Annotated in this window: 26 protein-coding genes and 1 tRNA gene; 19 read left to right on the plus strand and 8 right to left on the minus strand. The window is 62.6% G+C overall.

What is annotated here, in order from left to right:
- The 4 genes from IB264_RS17435 to IB264_RS17450 are packed head-to-tail and all read left to right on the plus strand — an operon-like array spanning position 1 to position 4,135.
- Positions 1 to 1,239 carry a COG4223 family protein gene (locus tag IB264_RS17435; RefSeq protein ID WP_025425102.1) on the plus strand — a complete coding sequence of 413 codons (1,239 nt, stop codon included), beginning with the start codon at positions 1 to 3 and terminating at the stop codon, positions 1,237 to 1,239.
- An 11-nt stretch (positions 1,240 to 1,250) separates the two neighbouring features.
- Positions 1,251 to 2,897: a heme biosynthesis protein HemY gene (locus IB264_RS17440; RefSeq protein ID WP_025425103.1), complete on the plus strand. Its 1,647-nt coding sequence runs from the start codon at positions 1,251 to 1,253 to the stop codon at positions 2,895 to 2,897.
- A gap of 25 nt (positions 2,898 to 2,922) precedes the next feature.
- The gene (locus IB264_RS17445; RefSeq protein ID WP_025425104.1) at positions 2,923 to 3,405 is read left to right on the plus strand and encodes a TerB family tellurite resistance protein; all 483 of its coding nucleotides are present in this window, start codon (positions 2,923 to 2,925) and stop codon (positions 3,403 to 3,405) included.
- Between the two features lies 1 nt (position 3,406).
- Complete coding sequence (locus tag IB264_RS17450; protein WP_025425105.1) at positions 3,407 to 4,135, plus strand: glutamine amidotransferase; 729 nt, start codon at positions 3,407 to 3,409, stop codon at positions 4,133 to 4,135.
- A 44-nt stretch (positions 4,136 to 4,179) separates the two neighbouring features.
- Here IB264_RS17450 and IB264_RS17455 read toward each other — a convergent pair whose 3' ends face one another.
- Positions 4,180 to 5,421, minus strand: coding sequence for an MFS transporter (locus IB264_RS17455; RefSeq protein WP_192433867.1), 1,242 nt, complete (start codon positions 5,419 to 5,421; stop codon positions 4,180 to 4,182).
- A 133-nt stretch (positions 5,422 to 5,554) separates the two neighbouring features.
- Between IB264_RS17455 and IB264_RS17460 the strand changes: the two genes are divergently transcribed.
- Positions 5,555 to 5,848 carry a YggT family protein gene (locus IB264_RS17460; protein ID WP_025425107.1) on the plus strand — a complete coding sequence of 98 codons (294 nt, stop codon included), beginning with the start codon at positions 5,555 to 5,557 and terminating at the stop codon, positions 5,846 to 5,848.
- A gap of 4 nt (positions 5,849 to 5,852) precedes the next feature.
- Complete coding sequence (locus IB264_RS17465) at positions 5,853 to 6,170, plus strand: DUF167 domain-containing protein (RefSeq protein WP_025425108.1); 318 nt, start codon at positions 5,853 to 5,855, stop codon at positions 6,168 to 6,170.
- An 8-nt stretch (positions 6,171 to 6,178) separates the two neighbouring features.
- Here the strand turns inward: IB264_RS17465 and ppa are convergent, their stop codons facing one another.
- Complete coding sequence (gene ppa, locus IB264_RS17470; RefSeq protein ID WP_025425109.1) at positions 6,179 to 6,715, minus strand: inorganic diphosphatase; 537 nt, start codon at positions 6,713 to 6,715, stop codon at positions 6,179 to 6,181.
- Positions 6,716 to 6,874: 159 nt separating this feature from the next.
- Between ppa and IB264_RS17475 the strand changes: the two genes are divergently transcribed.
- Complete coding sequence (locus IB264_RS17475) at positions 6,875 to 7,492, plus strand: hypothetical protein (protein ID WP_025425110.1); 618 nt, start codon at positions 6,875 to 6,877, stop codon at positions 7,490 to 7,492.
- Positions 7,493 to 7,606: 114 nt separating this feature from the next.
- Here IB264_RS17475 and IB264_RS17480 read toward each other — a convergent pair whose 3' ends face one another.
- From IB264_RS17480 to IB264_RS17490, 3 genes are all read right to left on the minus strand, one after another.
- Positions 7,607 to 8,113: a GNAT family N-acetyltransferase gene (locus IB264_RS17480; RefSeq protein ID WP_025425111.1), complete on the minus strand. Its 507-nt coding sequence runs from the start codon at positions 8,111 to 8,113 to the stop codon at positions 7,607 to 7,609.
- Positions 8,114 to 8,320: 207 nt separating this feature from the next.
- Entirely contained in the window at positions 8,321 to 10,147 is a 1,827-nt protein-coding gene (gene typA / locus IB264_RS17485) for a translational GTPase TypA (protein WP_025425112.1), read from the minus strand.
- Between the two features lie 201 nt (positions 10,148 to 10,348).
- Positions 10,349 to 11,911, minus strand: coding sequence for an alkaline phosphatase (locus IB264_RS17490; RefSeq protein ID WP_025425113.1), 1,563 nt, complete (start codon positions 11,909 to 11,911; stop codon positions 10,349 to 10,351).
- A gap of 523 nt (positions 11,912 to 12,434) precedes the next feature.
- On the opposite strand from IB264_RS17490, the gene IB264_RS17495 reads away from it, so the two are divergent.
- Positions 12,435 to 13,742 (plus strand): amidase, encoded by a 1,308-nt coding sequence (locus IB264_RS17495; protein ID WP_025425115.1) that lies wholly within the window; start codon positions 12,435 to 12,437, stop codon positions 13,740 to 13,742.
- A 178-nt stretch (positions 13,743 to 13,920) separates the two neighbouring features.
- Here the strand turns inward: IB264_RS17495 and IB264_RS17500 are convergent, their stop codons facing one another.
- Positions 13,921 to 14,082, minus strand: coding sequence for a hypothetical protein (locus IB264_RS17500; RefSeq protein ID WP_164474930.1), 162 nt, complete (start codon positions 14,080 to 14,082; stop codon positions 13,921 to 13,923).
- A gap of 237 nt (positions 14,083 to 14,319) precedes the next feature.
- Between IB264_RS17500 and IB264_RS17505 the strand changes: the two genes are divergently transcribed.
- The 4 genes from IB264_RS17505 (at position 14,320) to IB264_RS34660 (ending at position 17,174) form a co-directional block, all read left to right on the plus strand.
- Positions 14,320 to 14,829: a hypothetical protein gene (locus tag IB264_RS17505; RefSeq protein ID WP_025425116.1), complete on the plus strand. Its 510-nt coding sequence runs from the start codon at positions 14,320 to 14,322 to the stop codon at positions 14,827 to 14,829.
- Between the two features lie 648 nt (positions 14,830 to 15,477).
- On the plus strand, positions 15,478 to 16,590 hold the full coding sequence (locus IB264_RS17510; RefSeq protein ID WP_025425117.1) for a DUF937 domain-containing protein: 1,113 nt from the start codon (positions 15,478 to 15,480) through the stop codon (positions 16,588 to 16,590).
- Positions 16,591 to 16,677: 87 nt separating this feature from the next.
- Positions 16,678 to 16,893 (plus strand): hypothetical protein, encoded by a 216-nt coding sequence (locus IB264_RS34655; RefSeq protein ID WP_225906506.1) that lies wholly within the window; start codon positions 16,678 to 16,680, stop codon positions 16,891 to 16,893.
- 59 nt (positions 16,894 to 16,952) lie between these two features.
- Positions 16,953 to 17,174, plus strand: coding sequence for a hypothetical protein (locus IB264_RS34660; RefSeq protein WP_225906505.1), 222 nt, complete (start codon positions 16,953 to 16,955; stop codon positions 17,172 to 17,174).
- An 87-nt stretch (positions 17,175 to 17,261) separates the two neighbouring features.
- On the opposite strand, the gene IB264_RS17520 is transcribed toward IB264_RS34660, so the two are convergent.
- A tRNA-Ser gene (locus IB264_RS17520) sits at positions 17,262 to 17,351 on the minus strand.
- A 302-nt stretch (positions 17,352 to 17,653) separates the two neighbouring features.
- Between IB264_RS17520 and rplU the strand changes: the two genes are divergently transcribed.
- The 4 genes from rplU to IB264_RS17540 all read left to right on the plus strand — a co-directional run bounded on the left by rplU (position 17,654) and on the right by IB264_RS17540 (position 19,673).
- Complete coding sequence (rplU, locus tag IB264_RS17525; RefSeq protein ID WP_025425118.1) at positions 17,654 to 18,025, plus strand: 50S ribosomal protein L21; 372 nt, start codon at positions 17,654 to 17,656, stop codon at positions 18,023 to 18,025.
- Positions 18,026 to 18,058: 33 nt separating this feature from the next.
- A complete protein-coding gene (gene rpmA, locus IB264_RS17530) occupies positions 18,059 to 18,328 on the plus strand; it encodes a 50S ribosomal protein L27 (protein WP_025425119.1) in 270 nt (89 codons plus the stop codon).
- 131 nt (positions 18,329 to 18,459) lie between these two features.
- Entirely contained in the window at positions 18,460 to 19,092 is a 633-nt protein-coding gene (locus IB264_RS17535) for a GNAT family N-acetyltransferase (protein WP_025425120.1), read from the plus strand.
- Entirely contained in the window at positions 19,089 to 19,673 is a 585-nt protein-coding gene (locus tag IB264_RS17540; protein ID WP_025425121.1) for a GNAT family N-acetyltransferase, read from the plus strand. Before IB264_RS17535 ends, IB264_RS17540 begins: the two co-directional genes overlap by 4 nt.
- Before the next feature lie 42 nt (positions 19,674 to 19,715).
- Here IB264_RS17540 and IB264_RS17545 read toward each other — a convergent pair whose 3' ends face one another.
- Positions 19,716 to 20,576, minus strand: coding sequence for an endonuclease/exonuclease/phosphatase family protein (locus tag IB264_RS17545; protein WP_025425122.1), 861 nt, complete (start codon positions 20,574 to 20,576; stop codon positions 19,716 to 19,718).
- An 85-nt stretch (positions 20,577 to 20,661) separates the two neighbouring features.
- Between IB264_RS17545 and obgE the strand changes: the two genes are divergently transcribed.
- Genes obgE through IB264_RS17560 form a run of 3 tightly spaced genes read left to right on the plus strand, consistent with a single transcriptional unit; the run spans position 20,662 to position 24,119 of the window.
- Positions 20,662 to 21,672 carry a GTPase ObgE gene (gene obgE, locus IB264_RS17550; RefSeq protein WP_057210849.1) on the plus strand — a complete coding sequence of 337 codons (1,011 nt, stop codon included), beginning with the start codon at positions 20,662 to 20,664 and terminating at the stop codon, positions 21,670 to 21,672.
- Position 21,673: 1 nt separating this feature from the next.
- Entirely contained in the window at positions 21,674 to 22,843 is a 1,170-nt protein-coding gene (gene proB, locus IB264_RS17555) for a glutamate 5-kinase (protein WP_025425124.1), read from the plus strand.
- Positions 22,836 to 24,119, plus strand: coding sequence for a glutamate-5-semialdehyde dehydrogenase (locus IB264_RS17560; protein WP_025425125.1), 1,284 nt, complete (start codon positions 22,836 to 22,838; stop codon positions 24,117 to 24,119). The genes proB and IB264_RS17560 overlap by 8 nt, the downstream gene beginning before the upstream one ends.
- The last annotated feature ends 12 nt before the right edge of the window (positions 24,120 to 24,131 follow it).

Below are 24,131 nucleotides of genomic sequence, written 5' to 3' on the forward strand. Positions count from 1 at the left end.
ATGGTATCGGAAAACCCGCCGCGCCGCTCGAAAGCCGAGAAAGAGCCGCTGACGATCGACCTTGAAGCGGAAAAGACCGTGACGGAAAATGCCGAAACGACGGCAAACCCCGCGGCAACCGCCGATGAACCGACCGAAATCCCCGAAGCCGATGGCGCAGCGGAAGCCCGCGTCGAAGAGGAAATCGAGGAGCAGCGCGCCGATGCGGCAGCCGCCGCCTTCAACGAGGAGCCGCCGCATTTAAGCCGTGAGCCTGAAGCAAGCCCCGTACAAAAGCCGCCGTCCAATTCCGGTTCACTGGCAGCCGGGATCCTCGGCGGCCTGGTGACGCTGCTCGGCTTCGGCGTGCTGCAATATGCCGGCTATGTGCCGGGGCTCGGCCCCGACCGCGGCACGTCTTCCACAGAGCTGACGCTTTCGAGCGAGATCCAGGCCCTGCGCGATCAGGTGGCCGGCATACAGGCGCCAACCACAACCGTCGACATTGCACCGCTCGAGAACCGCCTCGCCGCATTGGAACAGACGGCAGCACAACCGGGCGCCGGCGGAGTGGCGACCGGCGAGATGACGGCACTCAAGGCCGAAGTGACGAACCTCACCAAGGAGATCGCCGCGCTGAAATCAGGCCTTGCCGAAGCGCAGCAATCGGCAACGACGGCCAGAGCCGAACTGGCAAGCCGCATCGATTCCGCCGAACAGAAACTCAACGAACCCGCCAACGATATCCAGGTTGCCAAGGCCGTCGCCGTCACCGCGCTTAAGACCGCGATCGATCGTGGCGGGCCGTTCCTGGCTGAACTCGATGCGCTTCGCAGCATCGCCCCTGATGAAACGGCCGTCACCGCCCTCGCTCAGGATGCGACGACGGGCGTGGCAACGCGCGCCGACCTTCGCCGGGATTTTGCAACCACATCCAATACCATGCTCGACGCGCTTAATCAGCCGGACCCGAACGAGGGCATCTTCGATCGCCTCGTCTCCAGCGCCATGTCGGGCATTCGCGTGCGTCCCGTCGGCAGCGTCGAAGGCGACACGCCGGAGGCCGTCGTCGCCCGCATCGAGGACAAGCTCAACAACGGCGATCTTAAGGGCGCGGCATTGGAATGGGACGGTCTTCCGGCTGCGGCCAAGACCGCCGGTGAACCGTTCAAGGTCAAGCTTGACCAGCGTCTCCGGGTCGAAGGCATCATCGATGCGGCGGTCGCGGCAACGATGAACAAGTCCACCACCCAGGGCTGAGGAAGACAGACATGATCCGCATTTTGATCTTCATCCTGATCGTTCTGGGTCTCGGCCTCGGCTTCGCGTGGCTCGCGGATCGGCCGGGCGAACTGTCGCTCGTCTGGCAGGGCCAGCTCATCGAAATGAGCCTGATGCGCGCGGCATCGCTGCTGATCTCGCTGGTCGCCGCCGTGCTGATCGCCATCTGGCTGGTGCGCACCATCTGGCTGTCGCCACACACCGTCACCCGCTATTTCCGCGCCCGAAAGCGCGACAGGGGCTACCAGGCACTGTCGACTGGCCTGATCGCCGCCGGCGCCGGCGACGCCAACCAGGCGCGCAAGATGACCGCCCGCACCCGCGGCCTGATCAGCGCCGATCAGGAACCGCTGATCCACCTGCTCGAAGCCCAGACGTTCCTGATCGAAGGCAAATACGACGACGCGCGCAAGAAGTTCGAACTGATGGCCGACGATCCGGAAACGCGCGAACTCGGCCTGCGCGGTCTCTATCTCGAAGCCAAACGCCTCGGCGCACACGAGGCGGCGCGTCAATATGCCGAGCGGGCAGCCGAAAAAGCGCCGCACCTGCCCTGGGCGACACTGGCAACGCTCGACAGCCAGAGCCAGGCCGGACAATGGGATGACGCACTGCGCTTGCTCGACCAGAGCAGGACAGCCCATGTGCTTGAGCGCAAGGAGGCCGACCGCAAGAAGGCCGTGCTTCTGACCGCCCGCGCCATGACGCGCCTCGACGGCGATGCCAAGGCGGCCCGCGACGACGCGCTTGCAGCACTCAAGCTCGACGAAAATCTGGTGCCCGCCGCACAGGTGGCGGCAAAGGCGCTGTTTCGCGAGGACAACCTGCGCAAGGGAGCATCGATCCTCGAAAAGGCCTGGAAACATGAGCCGCATCCCGATGTCGCCCGCCTCTACGTGCGGGCACGCGGCGGCGACACGGCGGTCGACCGGCTGAAGCGGGCGAGAAAACTCGAATCGCTGCGCCCGAACAACGCGGTGGCCATGGCAGCCGTCGCCGAAGCAGCACTCGAGGCGCGCGAGCTTCTGCTTGCCCGCACCAAGGCGGAGGCCGCAGCCCGGCTGGAGCCGACCGAAAGCATCTTTCTGCTGCTTGCAGATATCGAGGAGGCCGACACCGGGGACGAGGGTCGCATCCGCCACTGGATGGCCCAGGCCCTGAAGAGCCCGCGCGATCCGGCCTGGACGGCCGACGGCGTGACTTCCCCGACCTGGCTACCGGTCTCGCCGGTCAGCGGACGGCTCGACGCCTTCGAATGGAAGGCACCGGCCCTGCAACTGGCCGCACAGGTCGAGGATGGCCACCTGAGCGCCGATGAAGCGATCCGCAGCCTGCCCCCTGTCATGGCTGAGCACCATCCCGTAGGCCACGGCACGGCTCCGGCCAAACCGGTCGTCGATACGCCCGTGATCATCGAAGCCGCAGCCGAGACGCCGCGCGAGCGCGCCGAGCCGATCAAGGTGGTGGAAACGAAAAGACCTGCCCCGATCGTCGAGAGGACACGCGAGAAGGACGGCGCCTCCAATGGCGAGCCGGTCGCCGACCCGTTCTTCGGCCGTCCTCCGGATGATCCCGGCGTGCGGGAACCGGCTGTCGGCAAAAAAGTGTCGGAAAAGACCACTTTCCGATTGTTCTGAGTTTTGAGGGGCTGTGGGCGAAAACATGTTTGAACGCTTCCGGACGTTTCTTGAGGGCCTGACCGGCCCGACGACGCGGATCGAGAGGGGTGATCCGCGCGTGGCGGTCATCGCGCTCTGCATTCAGGTGATGGAGGCGGACGGCAAGATCCTCGCCTCCGAGCAGCGCAAGATGCGCGCCATCATCAAGCAGCACTATGAACTCGACGATGCAGCACTCGACGCGCTTGTCGAAGCCGGCAAGTCCGCCGAAAGCGAGGCCATCGACTTCTATCAGTTCACCGCCGAAGTGAAGCGCCACCTCTCCGAAGAGCAGCGCATCGAATTGATCGGCATGCTCTGGGAGGTCGTCTACGCCGATGGCGAGCGCAGCGAGATGGAAGATCACGTGATCTGGCGGATCGCCGATCTACTCGGCGTCTCCGGGCGGGACCGGGTTTTGAAGCGACGGGAGGTCGCGGCCAGGATCGATGCGGCGGAAGAAGGCGAACCGCAACAGGAAAGCTGAAATGCCGATAGCCGCCGAGACCGACAGGAAGCCCATCCTCATCGTCCTGCACCAGGAGCGATCGAGCGCCGGCCGTGTTGGCCAGATCCTCGCGCAGAAGGGTTTTTCCCTCGACATCCGTCGTCCGGCGCTTGGCGACGAGCTGCCACCGACGCTCGAGCACCACGGCGGCACGATCATCTTCGGCGGGCCGATGAGCGCCAATGACGAGGAGGATTTCGTCCGCCGCGAGATCGACTGGCTATCGGTGCCGCTCAAGGAAAACAAGCCCTATCTCGGCATCTGCCTGGGCGCGCAGATGCTGGCGCGCAACCTTGGCGGCAAGGTCGCGCCGCATCATGAAGGCATGACGGAAATCGGCTGGTACCCGCTGGTCGCCACCGACGCCGGGCGGGCACTGATGGACTGGCCTGACATGGTCTATCACTTCCATCGCGAGGGGTTCGATCTGCCTGCAGGTGCCGAGTTGCTGGCAACCGGCGAAACCTATCCGAACCAGGCCTTCCGCTATGGCGAAAACGCCTGGGGCATCCAGTTCCATGGCGAGCTGACGCGCGCGATGATGCATCGATGGGTGGTGCACGGCGCGCACCGCTTCGAACTGCCCGGCGCCCAGATGGGCAAGGCCCATCTCGACGGGCGCATGCAGCACGATGCGCCGTTGCGCACCTGGATGGAAAATTTCCTCGATCTCATTTTCGTGCAGGCGGGCTCCAGGCAGGCGGCCTGACGCCAAGCTTTGCAGCTCGAACCCGCGCATTTCCTGGAAAGGCTCTAACGATGATGCTCCGGCACGTCGAGCGTGTCGATCTTGCGCAACTGCGGGAAGCCGAGCGCCCAGAGCGCTGACACCAGCAACGTGCCTGCGCCGCCGAAAGCGACGGCAAAGATTGCGCCAAAGCCGGATGCCATCATGCCGGCCCGGAACTCGCCGAGCTCGTTGGAGGCGCCGACGAACACCATGTTGACGGCATTGACGCGGCCGCGCAGCTCGTCCGGCGTCCACAGCGTGATCAGGATCTCGCGTACATAGACCGAAATCATGTCGGCAGCGCCCATGACCACCAGTGCAGCGATCGATATCCATGGCGTTGCCGACAGGCCGAAGACGACGGTGCCGAGGCCGAAGAGCGCGACGCCGGTGAACATGTAAAAGCCGGCGCGGTGGCGAATGGGGTGGGCGGCAAGCCACACCGCCATGCCGACGGCGCCAACGCCGGGGGCGGCGCGCAGCAAGCCTAGGCCCCATGGGCCAAGATCAAGGATATCGCGGGCAAAGACCGGCATCAGCGCGACAGCGCCGCCGAGCAGCACCGCGAACAGATCGAGCGAGATCGCACCGAGCACCACCTTCTCCGCCTTGATATAGCGGAAACCGGCTGTGATCGTTTCCCAGCTGTGAACCGGTGCCTTGGAGCGCGCCGCCGGCTTGGGGATGGCAAACACCATCAGCGCCGCGGCGGCGAAGAAGCAGACGCCGACGGCATAGGGCGCAACGGAGCCGAAGCCATAGATCAGGCCGCCTGCAACCGGACCGACGATCATCGCCGTCTGCCACGAGGTCGAATTCCAGGCGATCGCATTGGGTAGATCTTCGGGCGGGACGAGATTGGGTGCCAGCGACTGCGAGGCGGGGGCGAGAAACGCCCGCTCGATGCCGAAGACGACCAGGATCGCATAAACAGGCCAGGGCGAGAAAAGCCCCGTGACCGTCAACGTGAGCAGCGCCACGGCACACAGCGTGCTGACGGCCATGCAGATGCCCATGATCATGCGCCGGTTATAGCGATCGGCAACTGACCCCGTGACCAGAATCAGCACCAGCGACGGCAGGAACTGGAAGAGCCCGATAAGCCCGAGGTCGAACGGATCGCGCGTCAGGTCGTAGATCTGCCAACCGACCGCGACTGAAATGATCTGAATGGCAAAGTAGGCAAGGAAGCGCGAGAAGAAATAGCGGCGATAACCGACATGCCCGAAGGCGGCAAAACGGTGGGTGGTATGAACGGCAGACATAGGGGAAACGCTCCTCGATGGTACCGATCTTTGTCCGATCCGCATTAAACATGATCGCGCACGGTAAATCGGCGTACTTGCTCGTTTAGGTCTCAATGTCTACATGTCTGTCAATAACGATTTGGAGACCGGCATGATTGCTGTCATCGGCACCTTGAACTTTATTATCAACATCGCGTGGTTTCTGATCATCGCGTCAGCCATCTTTTCGTGGCTCTATGCGTTCAACGTCATCAACGTGAACAACCAGGCGATCAACATGATCGGCCGCTCGCTCTACCAGCTGACCGAGCCGCTCTATCGTCCGATCCGCCGGGTCCTGCCCAATATGGGCGGCGTCGACCTTTCGCCGCTGGTCGTGCTGGTGATCCTCTATTTCATCCAGCTTTTCCTGAACACGACGATCGCGCCGGCGCTCCTGCGCTGATCCATTGACGCAGCAAGCGTTCACCGCCCACGGAGATCACGTGCGCGTCACCGTTCGACTGACACCGAACGGCGGACGCGACGGGATCGATGGGGTGGAGAGCGGCGCCGACGGGCAGGACCATCTCAAGGTCCGCGTGCGCGCCATTCCGGAAAAGGGCAAGGCCAACCAGGCCCTGATCGCCGTCCTCGCCAAAGAGATCGGCGTCGCCAAGAACCGCATTTCCTTCATCTCAGGCGAAACGCAGCGCAAAAAAATCCTCCGGATCGACGCCGACCCGGAGGATGTTTTGAAACGGCTTGCCGAACTGGTCGGCAAATAGCCAGATGCTTACTTCTTTTCGCCCTTGGCGCGCTCGACCGCTTCCTTGATCAGTTGCTTGGCGACGGAGGCATCCTTCCAGCCGAAAATCTTGACCCACTTGCCGGGCTCCAGATCTTTGTAGTGCTCGAAGAAGTGCTCGATCTGCTTGAGCGTGATTTCCGGCAGGTCGGTGTATTCATGCACCTTGTCGTAGCGCTGCGTCAGGTGACCCGACGGAACCGCGATGATCTTTTCGTCCTGGCCGGAATTGTCTTCCATCATCATCACGCCGATCGGGCGGACGTTGATGACGCAGCCCGGAACGAGCGGACGGGTGTTGCAGATCAGAACGTCGATCGGATCGCCATCATCGGAAAGCGTGTGCGGCACGAAGCCGTAGTTCCCCGGATAGGTCATCGGCGTGTAGAGGAAACGGTCGACGACGAGCGTGCCGGCTTCCTTGTCCATCTCGTACTTGATCGGATGGCCGCCAACAGGAACTTCAACGATGACGTTGACATCTTCCGGTGGATTCTTTCCGATGGAAATCGCATCGATACGCATGGAATACTCCCAGGGTCGGTTGAGAAATTTGCCCGTCGGATAAAGGGAAACATGCCGCGATGCAACATAACTTTCGTCCGGAGTGCAGATTCACCTTGCCAACCCGCCGTGACCTGAAGTTGATTGCATCAGAGGATTTCTCGTAAGGAGGGATTTTGGATGACCGCAAAGGCCGCATGTTTCCTTGCTGCAGCACTTGCCGCCACGCCGGTTCTGGCCAACGACAGCGTCTATTCGGATGTCAGCCGCGACAAGTGCACTATTGTGGAGGAAGTCGAAGGCATCTTCATGTCGATGACCTGTCCTGGCCCTGACGGCTACCCCGCCCACTTCAAGGAATCCGATATCCGGCAAAGCTTCTTCTTCGGGCATCTGAATGCGCGATACCTGAAGGAAGGTTTCGAAACCTTCGGCCCCTTCAACCACGCCGGCACGATGGTGGAGTGGCGCCTGAACAAGGACAAGGTGCCGGTATCGGCCATCCTGCGCTGGGTGATCGAGAACGGCGATCCGAAAACCGGCGAAGGCAACTCGGCCTATGACGGCCAGGTCCTGGTGATCTCAAAGGTTGCGCAGAAGGAAGACGGGATCGGCTGCGTCGCCGGCTATGTCGATGCACTCGCCAATCCGGATCCGAACACGCTCGCCCGCAAGATCGCCGACGACATTGCCCCGGGGTTCCGGTGCGGTATCGACGAAGCAGCCTACCATGGCAAGCGCGGTGAGAAGGCGAGCGGGTCGCGTCACCAATTGCCTACCGCGCCGCGCGTCAAATAGGAGGCGCAAAGGACGCTGTAGCGCTTTAAATTTGCTGCATAATTTTGTCCTTAAATCGGATCCGATTTAAGGAATTATGCAGGAGGTGACATCGAGGTCAGACGCAAGCAGGCGTCAGTTCCAGGCAAAGCCGATCTTCTTGAGGTGCTTGTCGCCGAAATCTTCCATGCCCTCGGCGATATCGCTGCCGCCAGCCCCCTGGAAGAACTGATAGGCGTTATCGCTGTCTTCGAGGCACCAGACGACCAGTCCCCTGCAGCCGAGCGACCGCAGCAGGCTCTTGGCTTCGCCGAAGAGAACCCGTCCAAGGCCGATGCCCTGATATTCCGGCCGCAGGTAGATCTCGTAGATTTCGCCTTCCTGCGGCAGCGCCTTGGCGCGGCTGAGGCCGAGGGTCGCATAGCCGGCAATCGTTCCGGCCACGTCGACGACCAGCAAGGTCGCCGGACCCCGCGTCGCCTTGCGCCACCAGACCTCGTCTCGACGATTGACCATCTGGACCAGGGGGCGGTGCGGAATGATGCCGCCATAGGCTTGTAGCCACGAAACGCGATGCACGTCGGCAATCGCCGACGCCTCTTGCGGTTCTCCAGGCCTGACCTCGATCGAAACAGTCTTCATGACTCACGACTCTAAACGCACACAGGGCGAACAGGAATCCCACCCGGGGGCCGCGTCGCGTTAACCCACAGGCAACTTTAACGGCATCCCATGGAAGGTTAACGCCTTTTTAACTTTATCCGCAAGCCGCCCCCCGCTGGCACACACAGCAAAAAACCCCGGATTGCTCCGGGGTTTCGCTAATCGCTCGCTTTTGTCGGTGGGCGCTTAAGCGGCGCCAGCCGTACGCGACTTCTCGAAGCGCTTACGGTCGTTCGAGTCGAGGTACATCTTGCGCAGACGGATCGACTTCGGCGTGACTTCGACCAGCTCGTCGTCCTGGATCCAGGACAGCGCGCGCTCGAGCGTCATGCGGATCGGCGGCGTCAGCTTGACGGCTTCGTCCTTGCCGGATGCACGCATGTTGGTGAGCTTCTTGCCCTTCAACACGTTGACTTCCAGGTCGTTGTCGCGCGTGTGGATGCCGATGATCATGCCGGCATAGACCTTCTCGCCGGCTTCGATGATCATCGGGCCGCGGTCTTCCAGGTTGAACATGGCGTAGGCGACCGATTCGCCGGCGTCGTTGGAGAGCAGCACGCCGTTGACGCGGCCGCCGATCTCACCCTTGTACTGCTGGTAGGCGTGGAACAGACGGTTCATGACCGCTGTGCCGCGCGTATCCGTCAGCAGTTCCGACTGGTAGCCGATCAGGCCACGGGTCGGTGCGAAGAACACCAGCCGGACGCGATTGCCGCCGGACGGACGAAGCTCGACCATCTCGGCCTTGCGTTCGGACATCTTCTGAACGACGACGCCGGAATGCTCTTCGTCGACGTCGATGACCACTTCTTCGATCGGCTCGAGCAGCTGGCCGTTCTCATCCTTGTGCATGACGACGCGCGGACGCGAGACGGCGAGTTCGAAACCTTCGCGGCGCATGGTTTCGATCAGAACCGCGAGCTGCAATTCGCCACGACCGGAGACGAAGAACGAATCCTTCTCGGAGGATTCCTCGATCTTCAGCGCGACGTTGCCTTCGGCTTCCTTGAACAGACGGTCGCGGATGACGCGGCTCGTCACCTTGTCGCCTTCGGTGCCGGCAAGCGGGCTGTCGTTGACGATGAAGGACATGGTGACGGTTGGCGGGTCGATCGGCTGTGCGGTCAGCGCTTCGGAGACCGACGGGTCGCAGAAGGTGTCGGCGACGGTGCCCTTGGTCAGGCCGGCGATCGCGACGATGTCGCCTGCATGGGCTTCTTCGATCGGCTGACGCTCGATGCCGCGGAATGCGAGGATCTTCGAGATACGGCCGTTTTCAAGCAGCTTGCCGTCCTGGCCGAGAACCTTGACCGGCTGGTTCGGCTTCAGCGAACCCGAATGGATGCGGCCGGTGATGATACGGCCGAGGAAGGGGTTTGCTTCCAGGATCGTGCCGATCATGCGGAACGGGCCCTCGCCGACCGTCGGCTCGGGAACGTGCTTGAGCACGAGGTCGAGAAGCGGTGCCATGCCCTGGTCCTTCGGGCCTTCAGGCGCAACGTTCATCCAGCCTTCACGACCCGAACCGTAGAGGATCGGGAAGTCGAGCTGCTCGTCGGTGGCGTCGAGGTTCGCAAAGAGGTCGAAGACTTCGTTGATGACTTCTTCGTGGCGTCCATCAGGACGGTCGATCTTGTTGATCGCGACGATCGGCTTCAGGCCGACCTTCAGCGCCTTGCCGACGACGAACTTCGTCTGCGGCATCGGGCCTTCGGAGGCGTCGACGAGAACGATGGCGCCGTCCACCATCGACAGGATGCGTTCGACTTCACCGCCGAAGTCGGCGTGGCCGGGGGTGTCGACGATGTTGATGCGCACACCCTTCCACTCGACCGACGTCGCCTTGGCAAGAATGGTGATGCCGCGCTCTTTTTCGATGTCGTTGGAGTCCATGACGCGTTCGGCAACGCGCTGGTTTTCGCGGAACGAGCCCGACTGCTTCAGAAGCTCGTCGACAAGGGTCGTTTTCCCATGGTCGACGTGCGCGATAATCGCGATGTTACGAATGCTCATTTTTCGTCTCGGAAGGTTTAGGGCACGCCCCAATGGGCCACGCCGCTTTTTCAATGGTCGGGCTCATACAGGTTTTTTTGCGATTGCGAAAGGGGGGCGCGCGCAAGAGCCCGGCTCCGAAGTCCCGACAGGCCATGGGTTTGCAACCGGAAAGGGTCGCGCCAACCGGGTTTGGAAAGGGTTCAACCAAAGCCAAAACGCTCATGCGACGGCGGCCGGGTCGAGCGTCACGCGCCACAATTCCTGGTCCTGCCGATCCATCAGCCGCACGGTCATCTGCTTGGTCTGGCCGTTGATATCGACGATGCCGAAGAACTGCAGCCCGGCTGATGGAGGCAGGTTGCTGTCCACACCTCCACCGGACGCCTTGATGAAGCGCACGTCCGGGCCGAACGTCATGTCCAGCTCCTTCGGACCATAGGTACCGGAATGCAAGGGACCGGAAACGAACTCCCAGAATGGCAGGAAATCCTTGAAGGCCGCCCGCGACGGATCGTAGTGATGCGCGGCCGTATAATGCACATCCGCCGTCAGCCACACGAGGTTGTCGATGGCATTGTCCCTGATGAAGCGGAGCAGCTCGGCAAACTCGGTTTCGCGACCCGTCGGTGGACCATTGTCGCCATTGGCGATTGCATCGGAACCACGCCGGTTGGCATAATCGTCCCAGACGACGAGACCAACAGGCATATCGCAGGCGATCACCTTCCAGACGGCGCGCGACGCGGCAAGCTCCCGCTTCAGCCAGTCCGCCTGGCGCCAGCCGAACAGGCCACCATCACCCTCCCCCTGGTTGGGGCCGCGATAGGACCGAAGGTCGACGAAGAAGACATCGAGCAGCGGACCGTAGGCAATCTTGCGGAAGATGCGGCCGGGCTGCGTCGGCGGCGTGCGGACCGGCGTCATCTCGTTAAAAGCGCGCCCCGCGCGCGCGGCGTAGACCGCAACGTCCTTTTCCGGATAGCGCGGATCGTCGCTGAGGTCTGTCGAGGCCGACCAGTTGTTCAGGACCTCGTGATCGTCCCACTGATAGAAGGTCGGGCAGACGGCGTTGAGTTCACGCACATGGTTGTCGAGCAGATTATACTTCCACTGGCCGCGATATTCCTCGAGCGTGCGCGCCACATCGCGCTTCTCATGCGTCACCACCCGGTTCTTCCAGATGCCGCCGTCGCGCAAGGCTATCTCGTCGGGAATGGGATTGTCGGCGTAGATCGTGTCGCCGGAATGGATGAAGAAGTCCGGCTCGTGCAGGCGCATGGTCGAATAGGTCTTCATGCCGACATCGTCGATGCCCCAACCCTGGCCGGCCGTGTCGCCGGACCAGACGAAGCGGACCGAGCGCTTGCGCAACGGCGCGGTGCGAAACCGCCCGACGACCGGCTCGGACACCCGGTTGATGTCGTAAAGATCGGTCGCGGTGAACCGATAGAAGATGTCCTGGTCCGGAAGCAGATCCTCCAGCGCGCATTTGACCGCACAATCCGTCTGCGGTGTTGCGGTGAGTTCGGCGAGACGAACCGGATTGGAAAAGCTTTCGGTCGTCGAATAGTCGAGCGTCACCCGCGACGGCCTGTCGACCCGCGTCCACACCATGCCGGAACTCGTGTCGACATCGCCCGACTGCACCCCGTGGATGAATTCCGGACGGCCGTAGCCGCGGGCATAGAACGGTGTTGCAAGACCGGAGGACGCAACGAGGCCGGCAGCACCGGCAGACAGAAGGAAGGAACGGCGGGACAGCGTGGTGAGGATTTCGGCCAAACAAGCCTCCGGTTCGAGCCCTGCGAAAGCGGATTTCGCGTGCCGGACCTTTAGCTGTTCGTATGTCAGCGACTTAACAGTGGCGTGAAACTATTTGAACGGTTTCGCGACAATTCGGTGAATACAGGGCCTTCGAAGGTGGCTCGTCTTCGACGGCGACTGGGCCGGGCCGAAGGCAGTCGGACGTTTCTCGACCTGGGCGATCCGCCAGGGATCGAAGGCTGCCGGCTTCGAGACCATCGAACGCGCCTCGCACCAATCGATCGCCGCCGCACAGCGCAAATCTGCAAACCTGCGAAACTGCCTGCGCACTTTCGTCTATCGTCGGTTCATTCTCTGCGCGCATAAACCCTGCTGAATATCCACTTGCATGGAGGCGGTGCGGCGGGTGCAACCTCATGGCATTTGCCGCAAGCCCTGCTATGAAGAATCTCGTCCGCGGCCGCGGCCCCCCTTGCTGCGCTACGGACGAAACGCTTCAGCTCGCCGCCCGGCGACGTCAGATATCGGCAGGTTCCTTATCGTGTCCCATTCGAACACTCCCGTGCGTGATCACCTCGAACAGATCCTGAGCCGGCTCGATGCCCGTCGGGAGAACGAGAAGACCTATGTCAAGCTCTATGCCGACAGCGCCCGCATCGAGGCCGATGCCGCCGACCGCCGCCTTCAGGCCGGCGCCACGCTCGGACCGCTCGACGGCAAGATCGTTTCGATCAAGGATCTTTTCGACGTTGCCGGAGAACCGACGCTCGCCGGCTCGATCATCAAGCGCACGGCAGCCGTGCCGCAACAGGACGCCGTCGTGGTCAGGAGATTGCGCGCCGCCGGCGCCGTGATCGTCGGCAAGACCCATATGACCGAATTCGCCTTCACCGCGGTCGGCCTCAATCCCCATTATCCGGTTCCCGGCAACGCGACCGATGAAAGCCTGATCCCCGGCGGCTCGTCCTCGGGCGCGGCCGTGTCGGCGGCGGAAGGCACCTGCGATATCGCCATCGGCTCCGACACCGGCGGTTCCGTGCGCATCCCGGCGGCGCTGAACGGCCTCGTCGGTTTCAAACCGACCGCCAGCCGCGTGTCCCTCGACGGCGCCTTCCCGCTTGCCCCGAGTCTCGATTCTATCGGGCCGCTCGCCCACACGGTCAGCGACTGCGCAGCTGTCGATGCCGTCATGGCCGGCGAGCCGGTAACAGCGCTTGTTCCCCAGCCGATTGCCGGCCTGCGGATCGGCGTGCCACGCGGCCAGCTCCTGGCCGCGCTCTCAACCGAAATAGCCACACACTTTACGGCATGTCTCGACCGCCTCACTGCTGCGGGCGCCGACCTTGTCGATTGCGGTATCGACGACCTTATCGACCGGTTGAAGAAGGCGACCGCGATCGGCTCGATCGCCGGCCTCGAGGCGAGCCGTCTGCATGCCGACTGGCTTTCGGATCACGACGCACCGGTCGACATCAGGGTTTCATCGACGCTTCGACGTCGTTTGCTGACGCCGCAGGCAGCACTAGATGCGCTGTTGGAAACGAGAGCAGGCCTAGCAAGTGCCATGGACGATCGGCTCTCCGCCTACGATCTCATCGTCTTGCCGACGACGCCGATCGCCGCAGTGCCGATCGCCTCCGTGGAGGCGAATGAGGCAGAATATGATCGCGTCGAGGGCTTGCTCTTGCGCAACTGCCAGGTCGCAAACCAGTTCGATCTCACGGCCATAACCTTGCCGATGCCGGGGCCGACCCGCCCGGCTGGCCTGATGTTGGTGGGCAGGAACGGAACGGACGGGACGCTGCTGGCGGTAGCGGCCTCGGTCGAGGCGCTGTTACGGGAAAGGTGATGCGTCCGGTTCGACCCGAACCAAACCCCGGCACATAATCAGTTGAGGGCGCTCACGCGAGGGCGCCCGTATCGTATATATGAAGCCTGGCCAGCGAACCGAACGGCTTTGCAGTTGGCGGCCAGTTGCAAAGCCCACGCCTGTGCTTGCATAGCGAACTGGGCCTCGCCGTCTCGCCTCAGTGCATCGTTTCGCCGGAAACCTCGTCGCGAAGGATGCGGAACGCATCCTCGAGTGCTGCGACCAGCACATTGGTTAGCTCTTCGCCGTCATTGTTCGTGAGGTAGAGGGCAACGGCCGAATCCTGCGGATCGGTATAATGCTCGATATCGCTTGACATATCATCGTCCTTTGTTCGCCGTGTCACATCCCGGCTCTTGGCGCGATGGTATAAAGCCCGACTTGTGCAAAGCTTGACGGGCAGAGCTTTGCATGACGCTCTGGTCGCGGCTTGGCATCGGGCTCGGCCTCTCGAAACAAGTGGCCCGATATACGCGGCTTGGCGGCATCGCCTTTTTACTCGCCCTCGCCCGCGCGGCGCGCTAGAGGACGCAGGAGATGAACGTCGGAACTGAAAATGTCGAAAAAGCCGAAGCGCGATAACGCCCATTATGAGCAGCGGTTGAAGGCCGAGTTCCCGGACATCCACAGTGATGTGCTCACCGGCAGGATCTCCTCGCTTCGCAAGGCTCTCGTCATCGCCGGCCTGAAGCCGCAGCGGACCCGCCTTGAGAAACTCAAGAATTCGTGGGCAAAGGCCACCCCTGGCGAGCGCGACGGCTTCCTGACCTGGCTGGCGATATCAGGCGTGTTGCCTGTTGCCACTCCAGTTCCGCCCACGGCCGCCGTGCCTTCTCCCATACCCGCAGGTGCCCCCATCGCCAGCGGACGTTACCTGCTTCCCTCCACGATCACCCGGATCAAGGCGATCATGGCAAAGCAACGCCTGAAGCCCGACGACGTCATGCACGAGATGGGTTTTTTGTCCGATGGACAGTCCCTTGCCCGAGCGCTTGCCAAGAACGCAAGCCTGAGGCTCGCGGTGATTGCCGGGCTGGAGGCGTGGCTGCGCACGCATGAAGAGTGACATCGTCATCGCAGCGGTATCCCTGGACTACAGCGCCGCGCGTCTTTATTACACGCGCAAATGTCGCTGTAGCACTCTGAATTACTGCATGTTTCCTTAAATCGAATTCGATTTAAGGAAACATGCAGTAGACACGAGATCACTCCCGGCCGTCGAGGCTCGCTTGAGCAGCGCGTTTCAGTTCCCGGAACGTTCGCACATGCCGTCCATAGGCGGCGGTCATCACGCCTGAATCCGGCACAGAAATGTTCCGGCGCATCGTCCGGGCCGCCCTCTAAGAGAAGGAGAAGACGGACAAACGGGAGAGGCGAGGCAAGGCCCGGGTGGGCGACAAGCGACACAACACGCTTATTTCCGAAGGTTGTTGCGAACTGGCGCAATACACCTACAGGTGCTAGTATTTCTGCGCCTACTGCATGTTTCCTTAAATCGAATTCGATTTAAGGTTAAAAACATGCAGCAATTCAAAGTGTTGCAGCGACCTTTGCGCATCTAACAAGACGCGCGGCGCTGTAGAGTTCCTGGCGAACAAATCTCGCAGTCGATAATCAGTTAAACGCGAATTGCTTGCAGCCAATTGCCGCGCCGTCGAGCCCCGCTCGATGACCAGAGTCGTTGTTCGACGACATCAACGTGGAGGAAAAGCCAATGGCCAGCAATCTTGTTTCCTACATCGCGCAGATGCTTACCCCTGACATGATCGCGCGCATCGCTTCAGTGCTTGGCCTGGATAGCAGCAAGGTGCAGAGCGCCGTCGCCGCTGCCGTACCGGCAATTCTGGCGGGCCTGACCGGCGTCGCCGCGCAGCCGGGCGGCGCGCAAAAGATCGCCGACAGCGCCAAACAACAGAGCGGCTCGCTCGACAATCTCATGGGAATGCTGGCGGGTGGCGACCAGGTTTCGCTTGCCCAAAACGGCTCACAGATCATCTCATCGCTGTTTGGCGCCAAGGACGGCAGTGCGCTGGCAACGGCCATAGGCGGGGTTTCCGGCATGGATCAAAGGGCGAGCGGCTCGCTGCTGGCAACGCTTGCTCCGCTGGTCATGGGCGGCCTCGCCCAGCAGAGCGGAGGCGACCTGAGCGCCAACGGCATCGCCGGTCTGCTCGCCAGCCAGAAGGACAATATCGCCGCCGCATTGCCATCCGGCGTCAGAGACCTGCTCGGCGGCACCGGCCTGCTCGGCTCGCTCGGCGCTCCGGCACAAACCGCTGCAGCCTCTGCCAGCCAAGCGACCCGCAGCGCTGCCGCTTCGGCCTCCGCAGTCGGTGGTGCCGGCCAACGCGCAGCGGCAGCAGCGGCCGCCGCGCCAGCCTCGTCGCGCAACTGGCTTTATTGGGTGATTGCCGCCCTGGTGATTGCCGGCGTGCTTTTCTACCTGTTCGGCAGGCCAAAGGAACCGGTCGCACCCCAGGCCGGCACGCCTGAGCAGAGCTTGACGGTCGGCGGGGTCGATGTCGGCCAGCAGGTCAAGGACGGCATGGCCAGCCTGCAGACAGCGCTGACGGGCGTTACCGATGCGGCCTCCGCCACGGCGGCCTTGCCGAAGCTGGAGGATGTCTCGAGCCAGCTCGACAAGGTCAGCGGTGTGGCCGGGCAACTCTCAGCCGGGCAGAAGGCAGCCCTCACGGCCCTGATCACGCCGATGATGCCCACGCTCAATGGGCTGTTCGACAAGGTTTTGGCCATCCCCGGCGTTTCGGACATTCTGAAACCCACTATCGATGCATTGAAGACGAAGCTGACGGCCCTGTCGACCTGATGTTTCGAGAAACCGTCGGCACTCGGCGCGCCGCGTGGATCGGCAACGACTGTCATGAACACGAAATCGAACGAAGGAGGGTCAGCCATGGCTGACAAATCGGCATTCACCCCGGAGGAATGGACGTTGCTTCTGGAGAGCGTGATGATGGCGGGCATAGCCGTGACCGCGGCGGAGCCGAGCGGCCTGTGGGGCATGCTCAAGGAGGGCCTCGCCAACAGCCGCGCCCTGCTGCAGGCAAAAACGATGCCGCGGCCAATCCGCTCGTCAAAGCGCTCGTCGCCGACTTCGAAACCTCGGTAGGACGAACGACGGCACGCGACGGCCTGCAGGCGAAACTGAAAGGCTCCAAGCCTGAGGACATGAAGGCCAGATGCATCGAAACGTTGCAGCAGGCGCGAACGGTCGTCGAAACCAAGGCTCCGGATGATGCCAGCGCCTTCGCCGCATGGCTGTATCAGATCAGCCAGCGCGTAGCGGAAGCCGCCAAGGAAGGTGGATTCCTGGGTTTCGGCGGTGTCGCCGTCAGCGAAGCGGAGAAAGCGACCCTATCGGAAATATCGGCCGCGCTGAAAATCGCCTGACGCTGCGCCGGCAATGCCCGCTTCGTCGCCTGAAGCTACTCTGGCGAGCTGGGAGGAATTCGGGCTAAAGCAGGATTGAAGTCCCGATGGCGGAGAGGGTGGGATTTGAACCCACGATACCCTTGCAGGTATGCCGCATTTCGAGTGCGGTGCATTCGACCACTCTGCCACCTCTCCGCATAGTCGGTCGGCGCTTGTTCGGCGCGGTCGGGTTCATAGCGGCAGATTCGGGTGCTGGCAAGGGCCTCGGTGAAGATTATCCAATGCGGCGAGTGCCTTCTTCTTGACAGAGGAGCGCGTTTCCCGTAATTCGCGCAATGAAGTGGTGTGGCTTGCCCTCACCGCAGCGGGTGTGATTTGCGCCCATTCACCGGCAGGGCTTCGGGAATGATCCCGGAGTTCTGCTAAAAATGTCGACTGACAAAAAGACGGCCTTGCCCCTGGGGTAAAGAGCCGGCCCGAACATGAAAGGATAAAGAATGTTCGCAGTCATCAAGACCGGCGGTAAGCAGTACCGCGTGGCAGCCAACGACGTCGTAACCATCGAAAAGCTGGAAGGCGTAGCAGGCGACAAGATTGAATTCACCGAGATCCTGATGGTCGGCGTCGGCGCCGATGCAACCATCGGCGCTCCGTTTGTCGAAGGTGCCGTTGTCAGCGCCGAAGTCGTTGAACAGGGCCGCGCCAAGAAGGTCATCGCCTTCAAGAAGCGTCGCCGCCAGAACTCCAAGCGCTCGCGCGGTCACCGCCAGCACCAGACGACCGTCCGCATCCTGGACATCGCTGCTGCCGGTGGCAAGGCAAAGAAGGCTTCCAAGAAGTCTGAAGCCGCCGCTGAAGCTGCAAACTGAGTTTTGGGATCGAAGGTTTAAAGGAGAACACCAATGGCACACAAAAAAGCTGGCGGTTCGTCGCGCAACGGTCGCGATTCCGAGTCCAAGCGCCTTGGCGTGAAGAAGTTCGGCGGCGAGAAGGTCATCGCCGGCAACATTATTCTGCGTCAGCGCGGCACCAAGTGGCATCCGGGCGCCAATGTCGGCCTCGGCAAGGACCATACGATTTTTGCGCTTACGGCAGGTAACGTGGACTTCCGTACGAAGGCCAATGGCCGCGTGTACGTGTCTGTAATGCCGAAAGCGGAAGCAGCGGAATAAGCCGGTAGCGCTCTAAAACAGCCGGCGTCTCATCGACCCGGCTGACGCACCTAACGGTTCCAAGCCAGACCTAAAAAGGGGAGATGGGGCAATACCCAACTCCCCTTTTTTTCGTTTCTGGAGGACGAACCATGCAAACCGAGCTACTGAGGGAAGACCAATCACGGTCTCCCGAACAAAGGCTGAGGCCCCAACGGTCAAGGACCGATTGCCCGATATTGTTGTCACCCCGGCTCGTTCTGCGCGCGCCCCATGAAGACGATATCGACGCCCTTGCCCATCTTGCCAACAATGCCAATGTCGCCACCATGGTCTCGCGCATGCCGCACCCGTATACGACGGCCGATGCCGCCGATTTCGTGCGACGCGCCAAAGCCGGCACGATTGGCAAGTGCGTCTACGCGATTACCAAAGCGGATAATGGCGCATTCCTCGGTTGTTGCGGTATCGAGCCGCACCCCGATGGCAAGACGGCGGAACTCGGCTACTGGCTGGGCGAACCCTATTGGAACCAAGGCTATGCCACAGAGGCTGCCCAGGCGCTCACCGACATGGCCTTTCGCACCCGTGACATCGACCAGATCGATGCGCGCTGCCGGGTCATGAACCTCGCCTCGCGCCGGGTCATCCAGAAGTGCGGCTTCCAGTTCCAGGGCAGCGGCATGGTCGGCAGCCTGGCGCTCGGCGGCTCGATCTCTGTCGAATGGTATCGGCTCGACCGCAAGACCTGGGTTTCGCTCAGAAGCTGGGGAGGCATGCGATGAACGCGCTCACCTCCGAACGCTCGCGCACCGCGATCCGTCCCGGCCCCGGGCCCTGCCCGGTCATCGAAACCAGGCGGCTGGTGCTGAGGCCCCACAGCCGAAGCGATGCCGAGGCGATCGCTCAGTCGCTGGGCGATTTCCAGGTGGCGCGCATGCTCTCGCGTGTGCCTGCACCTTACGACCAGCAGGATGCGCTCGATTGGCTGGCAAGCCAGACCTCGGGACTCACCCCCGACTGGACGCTGGCGATCACCACCGGCGACGACGTGCATATCGGTTGCATCGGCATCGAGCTCAGGCACGGCCAATGGCATGTCGGCTACTGGCTGAACCGGTTCTACTGGGGCAAGGGCCTGGCGAGCGAAGCAGCCTATGCGGCGATCGAGCGCTTCTTCCGGCGCATGCCGGAAACGACCCTGCATTCCGGCGTCTTCGCCGACAATCCGGGGTCGCTCAAGGTCCAGGAAAAGCTCGGCTTCCAGATCACCGGCTGCAGCCAGATCTATGCGCTCGCCCGCAATGCCATGGTCGCCCATATCGAGACCCGGCTGAGCGCGGCAGATCTGCGCCGGCCACACTGAAGAAACAATCCCCGCGAAGCCATGCCTTTGCGGGGATATTCGTCAAGCGAGTTCAAAACCAACAGGAAGATGATCGGACCCCTTGGCGTCGTAATCGGTCCAGGCGTCCTTCAGCTGCGGCACCAGGCCGGTGCTGATGAAGCCATAGTCGAGATGCATGCGCTTTTGAGGATTGTCGGGATGAACCCAGCTATAGCTTTCCGGCGTCAGCCGGTTGAGATGGGCGAGCACGTCGACCGGATTTTCGAGCCGAAGCGAGCGTCCGTAATAAGCGTCGCGCGAGCCGGCCATCGCGCAATATTCCGGCGTCTCCGGCTCCATGTTGAAGTCGCCCATGACGACGAAATCCTCCGGATGCGGCGGCTCAGCAAGACCGAAATCGGCAGCCCCGGTAATGCCGCCGCCCTCAAGCGGATAGCCGAGCAGCCGCTCCTTGAGGAAGCGGATCTGGGCGATGCGCTCGGCGGGAAGCACATGGTCGAGATGCACGGAATAGACGCGCAGCGGCCCGCCCGGCGTGGCGACCAGCGCTTCGGTGGCGCCGCGCTGCAGGTTCATCGGGCTGATGGTCCGGGTGCGCGGCAGCGATATCAACCGGGTCGACAGGATCGGCCAGCGCGACAGGATCATGTTGCCGAACTGGAAGCGCCGGTTGACGGCGCGGCCGCCCTCGATCGAAGAGCCGATATCGATGTCGCAAGGGGCATGAAAGGCTGAGAAATGACCGGGGAAGAGCGCTTCGAAACGGGCAACCAGATCGACGTGGCCGTTGCGGTGAAAACCGCGTGTCACTTCCTGCAGCGCGATGATGTCGGCGCCGCCAAGCGACGCAGCAATGCGCTCGGGTTCAAACTGGCCGTCAAGACCGATGCCGTATTGGATGTTGTAGCTGGCAAAACGCACGATATTCTTTGACCTCCGGATGAACCGCCTATATCGATGGCGGCAAAATACGACCGCGCAAATACACCGAACAGATGGCAGTCCAATGAAATTTCTAGACGAAACGAAAGTCTACATACGCTCCGGCGACGGCGGCGCAGGCGCCGTGTCGTTCCGTCGTGAAAAATTCATCGAATTCGGTGGACCTGATGGCGGCGACGGCGGCCGCGGCGGCGACGTCTGGGTCGAGGCGGTCAACGGCCTCAATACCCTGATCGACTTCCGCTACCAGCAGCACTTCAAGGCCAAGACCGGCACGCACGGCATGGGCCGCAACCGCACGGGCGCCGGCGGCGCCGACGTGACGCTGAAGGTTCCGGTCGGCACCCAGATCTTCGAGGAAGACAGCGAGACGCTGATCGTCGACATGGTCGCCGAAGGCCAGCGCTACCGGCTTGCCGCCGGCGGCAATGGCGGCTTCGGCAATGCCCATTTCAAGTCCGCCACCAACCAGGCGCCAAGCTGGGCCAACCCCGGCCTCGAAGGCGAAGAAAAAACCATCTGGCTGCGGCTGAAGCTGATCGCCGATGCCGGCCTCGTCGGCCTGCCCAATGCCGGCAAATCGACCTTCCTTGCCGCCTGCACCCGGGCGCGGCCGAAGATCGCCAATTACCCCTTCACCACGCTGCACCCGAACCTCGGCGTCGCCACCATCGACGGCAACGAGTTCATCATCGCCGACATTCCCGGCCTGATCGAAGGCGCGCATGAAGGCGTTGGTATCGGGGACCGTTTCCTCGGCCATGTCGAGCGCACGCGCGTGCTGCTTCACCTCGTCTCGGCCCAGGAAGAAGACGTCGCCAAGGCCTACAAGACCGTGAAACACGAACTCGTAGCCTATGGCGGCGGGCTCGAAGACAAACCCGAGATCGTCGCGCTGTCGCAGATCGACGTGCTCGACGAGGACGAATTGAAGGTGAAGGCCAAGGCGCTGGCAAAGGCCTGCGGCGAGCAGCCTCTCCTGCTTTCGGCCGCCACCAGCAAGGGCATGACCGAGGCATTGCGGGCGCTACGCACCGTCATTGTCGCGGCAAAGTCCGGAGAAGAGACCGCCTGACATGACGAAGACCCGCAAGCCGCTTCAGAAGTATCGCCGGGTCGTCATCAAGATCGGGTCGGCCCTGTTGGTCGATCGCGCGACCGGGCTGAAAAAGGCCTGGCTCGACGCCATGTGTGCCGACATCGCCGCCCTCAGGGCCAAGGGCGTCGACGTGCTCGTCGTCTCCTCCGGCGCCATCGCGCTCGGCCGCACCGTACTGAAACTCCCTTCTGGCGCGCTAAAACTCGAGGAAAGCCAGGCGGCCGCGGCCGTCGGCCAGATCGCGCTTGCCCGCGCCTGGTCGGAAAGTCTTTCGACAGACGCGATCGTCGCCGGCCAGGTGCTACTGACGCTCGGCGACACCGAGGAGCGTCGACGCTATTTGAATGCCCGCGCCACGATCAACCAGCTGCTGAAGCTCGGCGCCGTGCCGATCATCAACGAGAACGATACGGTGGCGACCACCGAAATCCGCTATGGCGACAACGACCGCCTGGCCGCCCGCGTCGCCACCATGGTCGGCGCTGACCTCCTGGTGCTGCTTTCCGACATCGACGGCCTCTATACGGCGCCGCCGCATCTCGACCCCGATGCCCGTTTCCTCGACACGATCGCGGAGATCACGCCCGAGATCGAGGCGATGGCAGGGGGGGCTGCCTCCGAGCTGTCGCGCGGCGGCATGCGCACCAAGATTGATGCCGGCAAGATCGCAACCACCGCCGGCTGCTCCATGATCATCGCCTCGGGCAAACCCAACCATCCGCTGGCGGCCATCGAGGAAGGCGCTCGCTCGTCCTGGTTTGCACCATCGGGCTCACCGGTGACCGCACGCAAGACCTGGATTGCCGGGCAGCTGCTGCCGGCCGGCACGCTCGCCATCGATGCCGGCGCCGAGGAGGCGCTGCGCTCCGGCAAGAGCCTGCTGCCTGCCGGCGTGCGCGAAGTGAAGGGCACCTTCAGCCGCGGCGACACCATTGCCATTCTCGGCGCAGCGGGCCGCGAAATCGCCCGTGGTCTTGCCGGCTATGACGCCGACGAGGCTCGCCAGATCGCCGGCAAGAAATCCGCAGAGATCGCGGCGATCCTCGGCTATGCCGGCCGCGCCGCCATGGTGCATCGCGACGATCTGGTGATGACCGGCAAGCGCGCCGACGAGAAGGACGGCCGGAGGGATGAAGTCCATGCTTGATGAAGTCAGGAATAAGGATGACGTCGAAGGCGTCATGCTGGAGATCGGCCGCCAGGCGAAGGCGGCAAGCCGGCCGCTTGCCGTCGCCACCGCCGAACGCAAGCATGCGGCCCTCGTTGCCATGGCCGAGATCATCGTCAATCGCCGCGACGAGATTCTTGCCGCCAACGCGATCGATCTTGAAAACGCCCGCCAGTCCGGCATCGCCGCGTCCTTCATCGACCGCCTGACGCTGACGGAGAGCCGGATCCGCGACATGGCCAACGGCATTCGCGCGATTGCCGACCTCAAGGATCCGGTTGGCGACGTCATTGCCGAGTGGGATCGCCCCAATGGCCTGCACATCGAGCGCGTGCGTACGCCGCTCGGCGTCATCGGCGTGATCTACGAAAGCCGCCCGAACGTGACGGCAGATGCCGGTGCACTGTGCCTGAAGGCGGGCAATGCCGTCATCCTGCGGGGCGGCTCCGACAGCTTCCATTCCTCGCGCGCCATCCATGCCTGCCTCGTCGAAGGCCTGAAGGCTGCTGGCCTGCCCGAGCATGCGATCCAGATGGTGCCGGTTGCCGATCGCGCTGCCGTCGGCGCCATGCTCTCGGGCCTCGGTGGCACGATCGACGTCATCGTTCCGCGCGGCGGAAAAAGCCTCGTCGCACGGGTCCAGAACGAGGCGCGCGTGCCGGTGTTCGCCCACCTCGAAGGCCTCTGCCACATCTATGTCGACGCATCCGCTGATCTCGCCATGGCCGAAAAGATCGTCGTCAATGCCAAGATGCGCCGCACTGGTATCTGCGGTGCCGCCGAGACACTGCTGATCGACAGCAATGCTGCGGACAAGCTGGCAAGGCCGCTACTTCAGGCGCTGCTCGCAGCCGGCTGCGAAGTGCGGGTGTCCGAAGAGCTTGCCGGAACCATCGATGGCTTGCGGCCGGCGACGGACGCGGATTGGTCGACGGAATATCTCGACGCGATCATCTCTGTCCGACTGGTGGACGGGATTTCCGGCGCGATCGAACATATCAACACCTGGTCCTCGGCGCATACCGAGGCGGTAATCGCCGAGGATGCCGATGTCGTCGAGCGCTTCTTCGCCGAAATCGATTCCGCCATCCTGCTGCACAATGCCTCCACCCAGTTTGCCGATGGCGGCGAATTCGGCATGGGCGGCGAGATCGGCATTGCCACCGGCAAGATGCACGCCCGCGGCCCCGTTGGCGTCGAGCAGCTGACATCGTTCAAGTATCGCGTGCGCGGCGCCGGACAGGTCAGGCCCTGACGTGACGTCCAG

Source organism: Ensifer sp. ENS11 (assembly GCF_014851895.1).
GTDB classification, from domain to species: domain Bacteria; phylum Pseudomonadota; class Alphaproteobacteria; order Rhizobiales; family Rhizobiaceae; genus Ensifer; species Ensifer canadensis.

Excerpts from the sequence above, each read along its gene's own strand:
- IB264_RS17435 (WP_025425102.1), top strand. The coding sequence starts at position 1 with ATGGTATCGGAAAACCCGCCGCGCCGCTCGAAAGCCGAGAAAGAGCCG.
- IB264_RS17440 (WP_025425103.1), top strand. The coding sequence starts at position 1,251 with ATGATCCGCATTTTGATCTTCATCCTGATCGTTCTGGGTCTCGGCCTC.
- IB264_RS17445 (WP_025425104.1), top strand. The coding sequence starts at position 2,923 with ATGTTTGAACGCTTCCGGACGTTTCTTGAGGGCCTGACCGGCCCGACG.
- IB264_RS17450 (WP_025425105.1), top strand. The coding sequence starts at position 3,407 with ATGCCGATAGCCGCCGAGACCGACAGGAAGCCCATCCTCATCGTCCTG.
- IB264_RS17455 (WP_192433867.1), bottom strand. The coding sequence starts at position 5,421 with ATGTCTGCCGTTCATACCACCCACCGTTTTGCCGCCTTCGGGCATGTC.
- IB264_RS17460 (WP_025425107.1), top strand. The coding sequence starts at position 5,555 with ATGATTGCTGTCATCGGCACCTTGAACTTTATTATCAACATCGCGTGG.
- ppa (WP_025425109.1), bottom strand. The coding sequence starts at position 6,715 with ATGCGTATCGATGCGATTTCCATCGGAAAGAATCCACCGGAAGATGTC.
- IB264_RS17475 (WP_025425110.1), top strand. The coding sequence starts at position 6,875 with ATGACCGCAAAGGCCGCATGTTTCCTTGCTGCAGCACTTGCCGCCACG.
- IB264_RS17480 (WP_025425111.1), bottom strand. The coding sequence starts at position 8,113 with ATGAAGACTGTTTCGATCGAGGTCAGGCCTGGAGAACCGCAAGAGGCG.
- typA (WP_025425112.1), bottom strand. The coding sequence starts at position 10,147 with ATGAGCATTCGTAACATCGCGATTATCGCGCACGTCGACCATGGGAAA.
- IB264_RS17500 (WP_164474930.1), bottom strand. The coding sequence starts at position 14,082 with ATGTCAAGCGATATCGAGCATTATACCGATCCGCAGGATTCGGCCGTT.
- IB264_RS17505 (WP_025425116.1), top strand. The coding sequence starts at position 14,320 with ATGTCGAAAAAGCCGAAGCGCGATAACGCCCATTATGAGCAGCGGTTG.
- IB264_RS17510 (WP_025425117.1), top strand. The coding sequence starts at position 15,478 with ATGGCCAGCAATCTTGTTTCCTACATCGCGCAGATGCTTACCCCTGAC.
- IB264_RS34655 (WP_225906506.1), top strand. The coding sequence starts at position 16,678 with ATGGCTGACAAATCGGCATTCACCCCGGAGGAATGGACGTTGCTTCTG.
- IB264_RS34660 (WP_225906505.1), top strand. The coding sequence starts at position 16,953 with ATGAAGGCCAGATGCATCGAAACGTTGCAGCAGGCGCGAACGGTCGTC.
- rplU (WP_025425118.1), top strand. The coding sequence starts at position 17,654 with ATGTTCGCAGTCATCAAGACCGGCGGTAAGCAGTACCGCGTGGCAGCC.
- rpmA (WP_025425119.1), top strand. The coding sequence starts at position 18,059 with ATGGCACACAAAAAAGCTGGCGGTTCGTCGCGCAACGGTCGCGATTCC.
- IB264_RS17535 (WP_025425120.1), top strand. The coding sequence starts at position 18,460 with ATGCAAACCGAGCTACTGAGGGAAGACCAATCACGGTCTCCCGAACAA.
- IB264_RS17540 (WP_025425121.1), top strand. The coding sequence starts at position 19,089 with ATGAACGCGCTCACCTCCGAACGCTCGCGCACCGCGATCCGTCCCGGC.
- obgE (WP_057210849.1), top strand. The coding sequence starts at position 20,662 with ATGAAATTTCTAGACGAAACGAAAGTCTACATACGCTCCGGCGACGGC.
- proB (WP_025425124.1), top strand. The coding sequence starts at position 21,674 with ATGACGAAGACCCGCAAGCCGCTTCAGAAGTATCGCCGGGTCGTCATC.
- IB264_RS17560 (WP_025425125.1), top strand. The coding sequence starts at position 22,836 with ATGCTTGATGAAGTCAGGAATAAGGATGACGTCGAAGGCGTCATGCTG.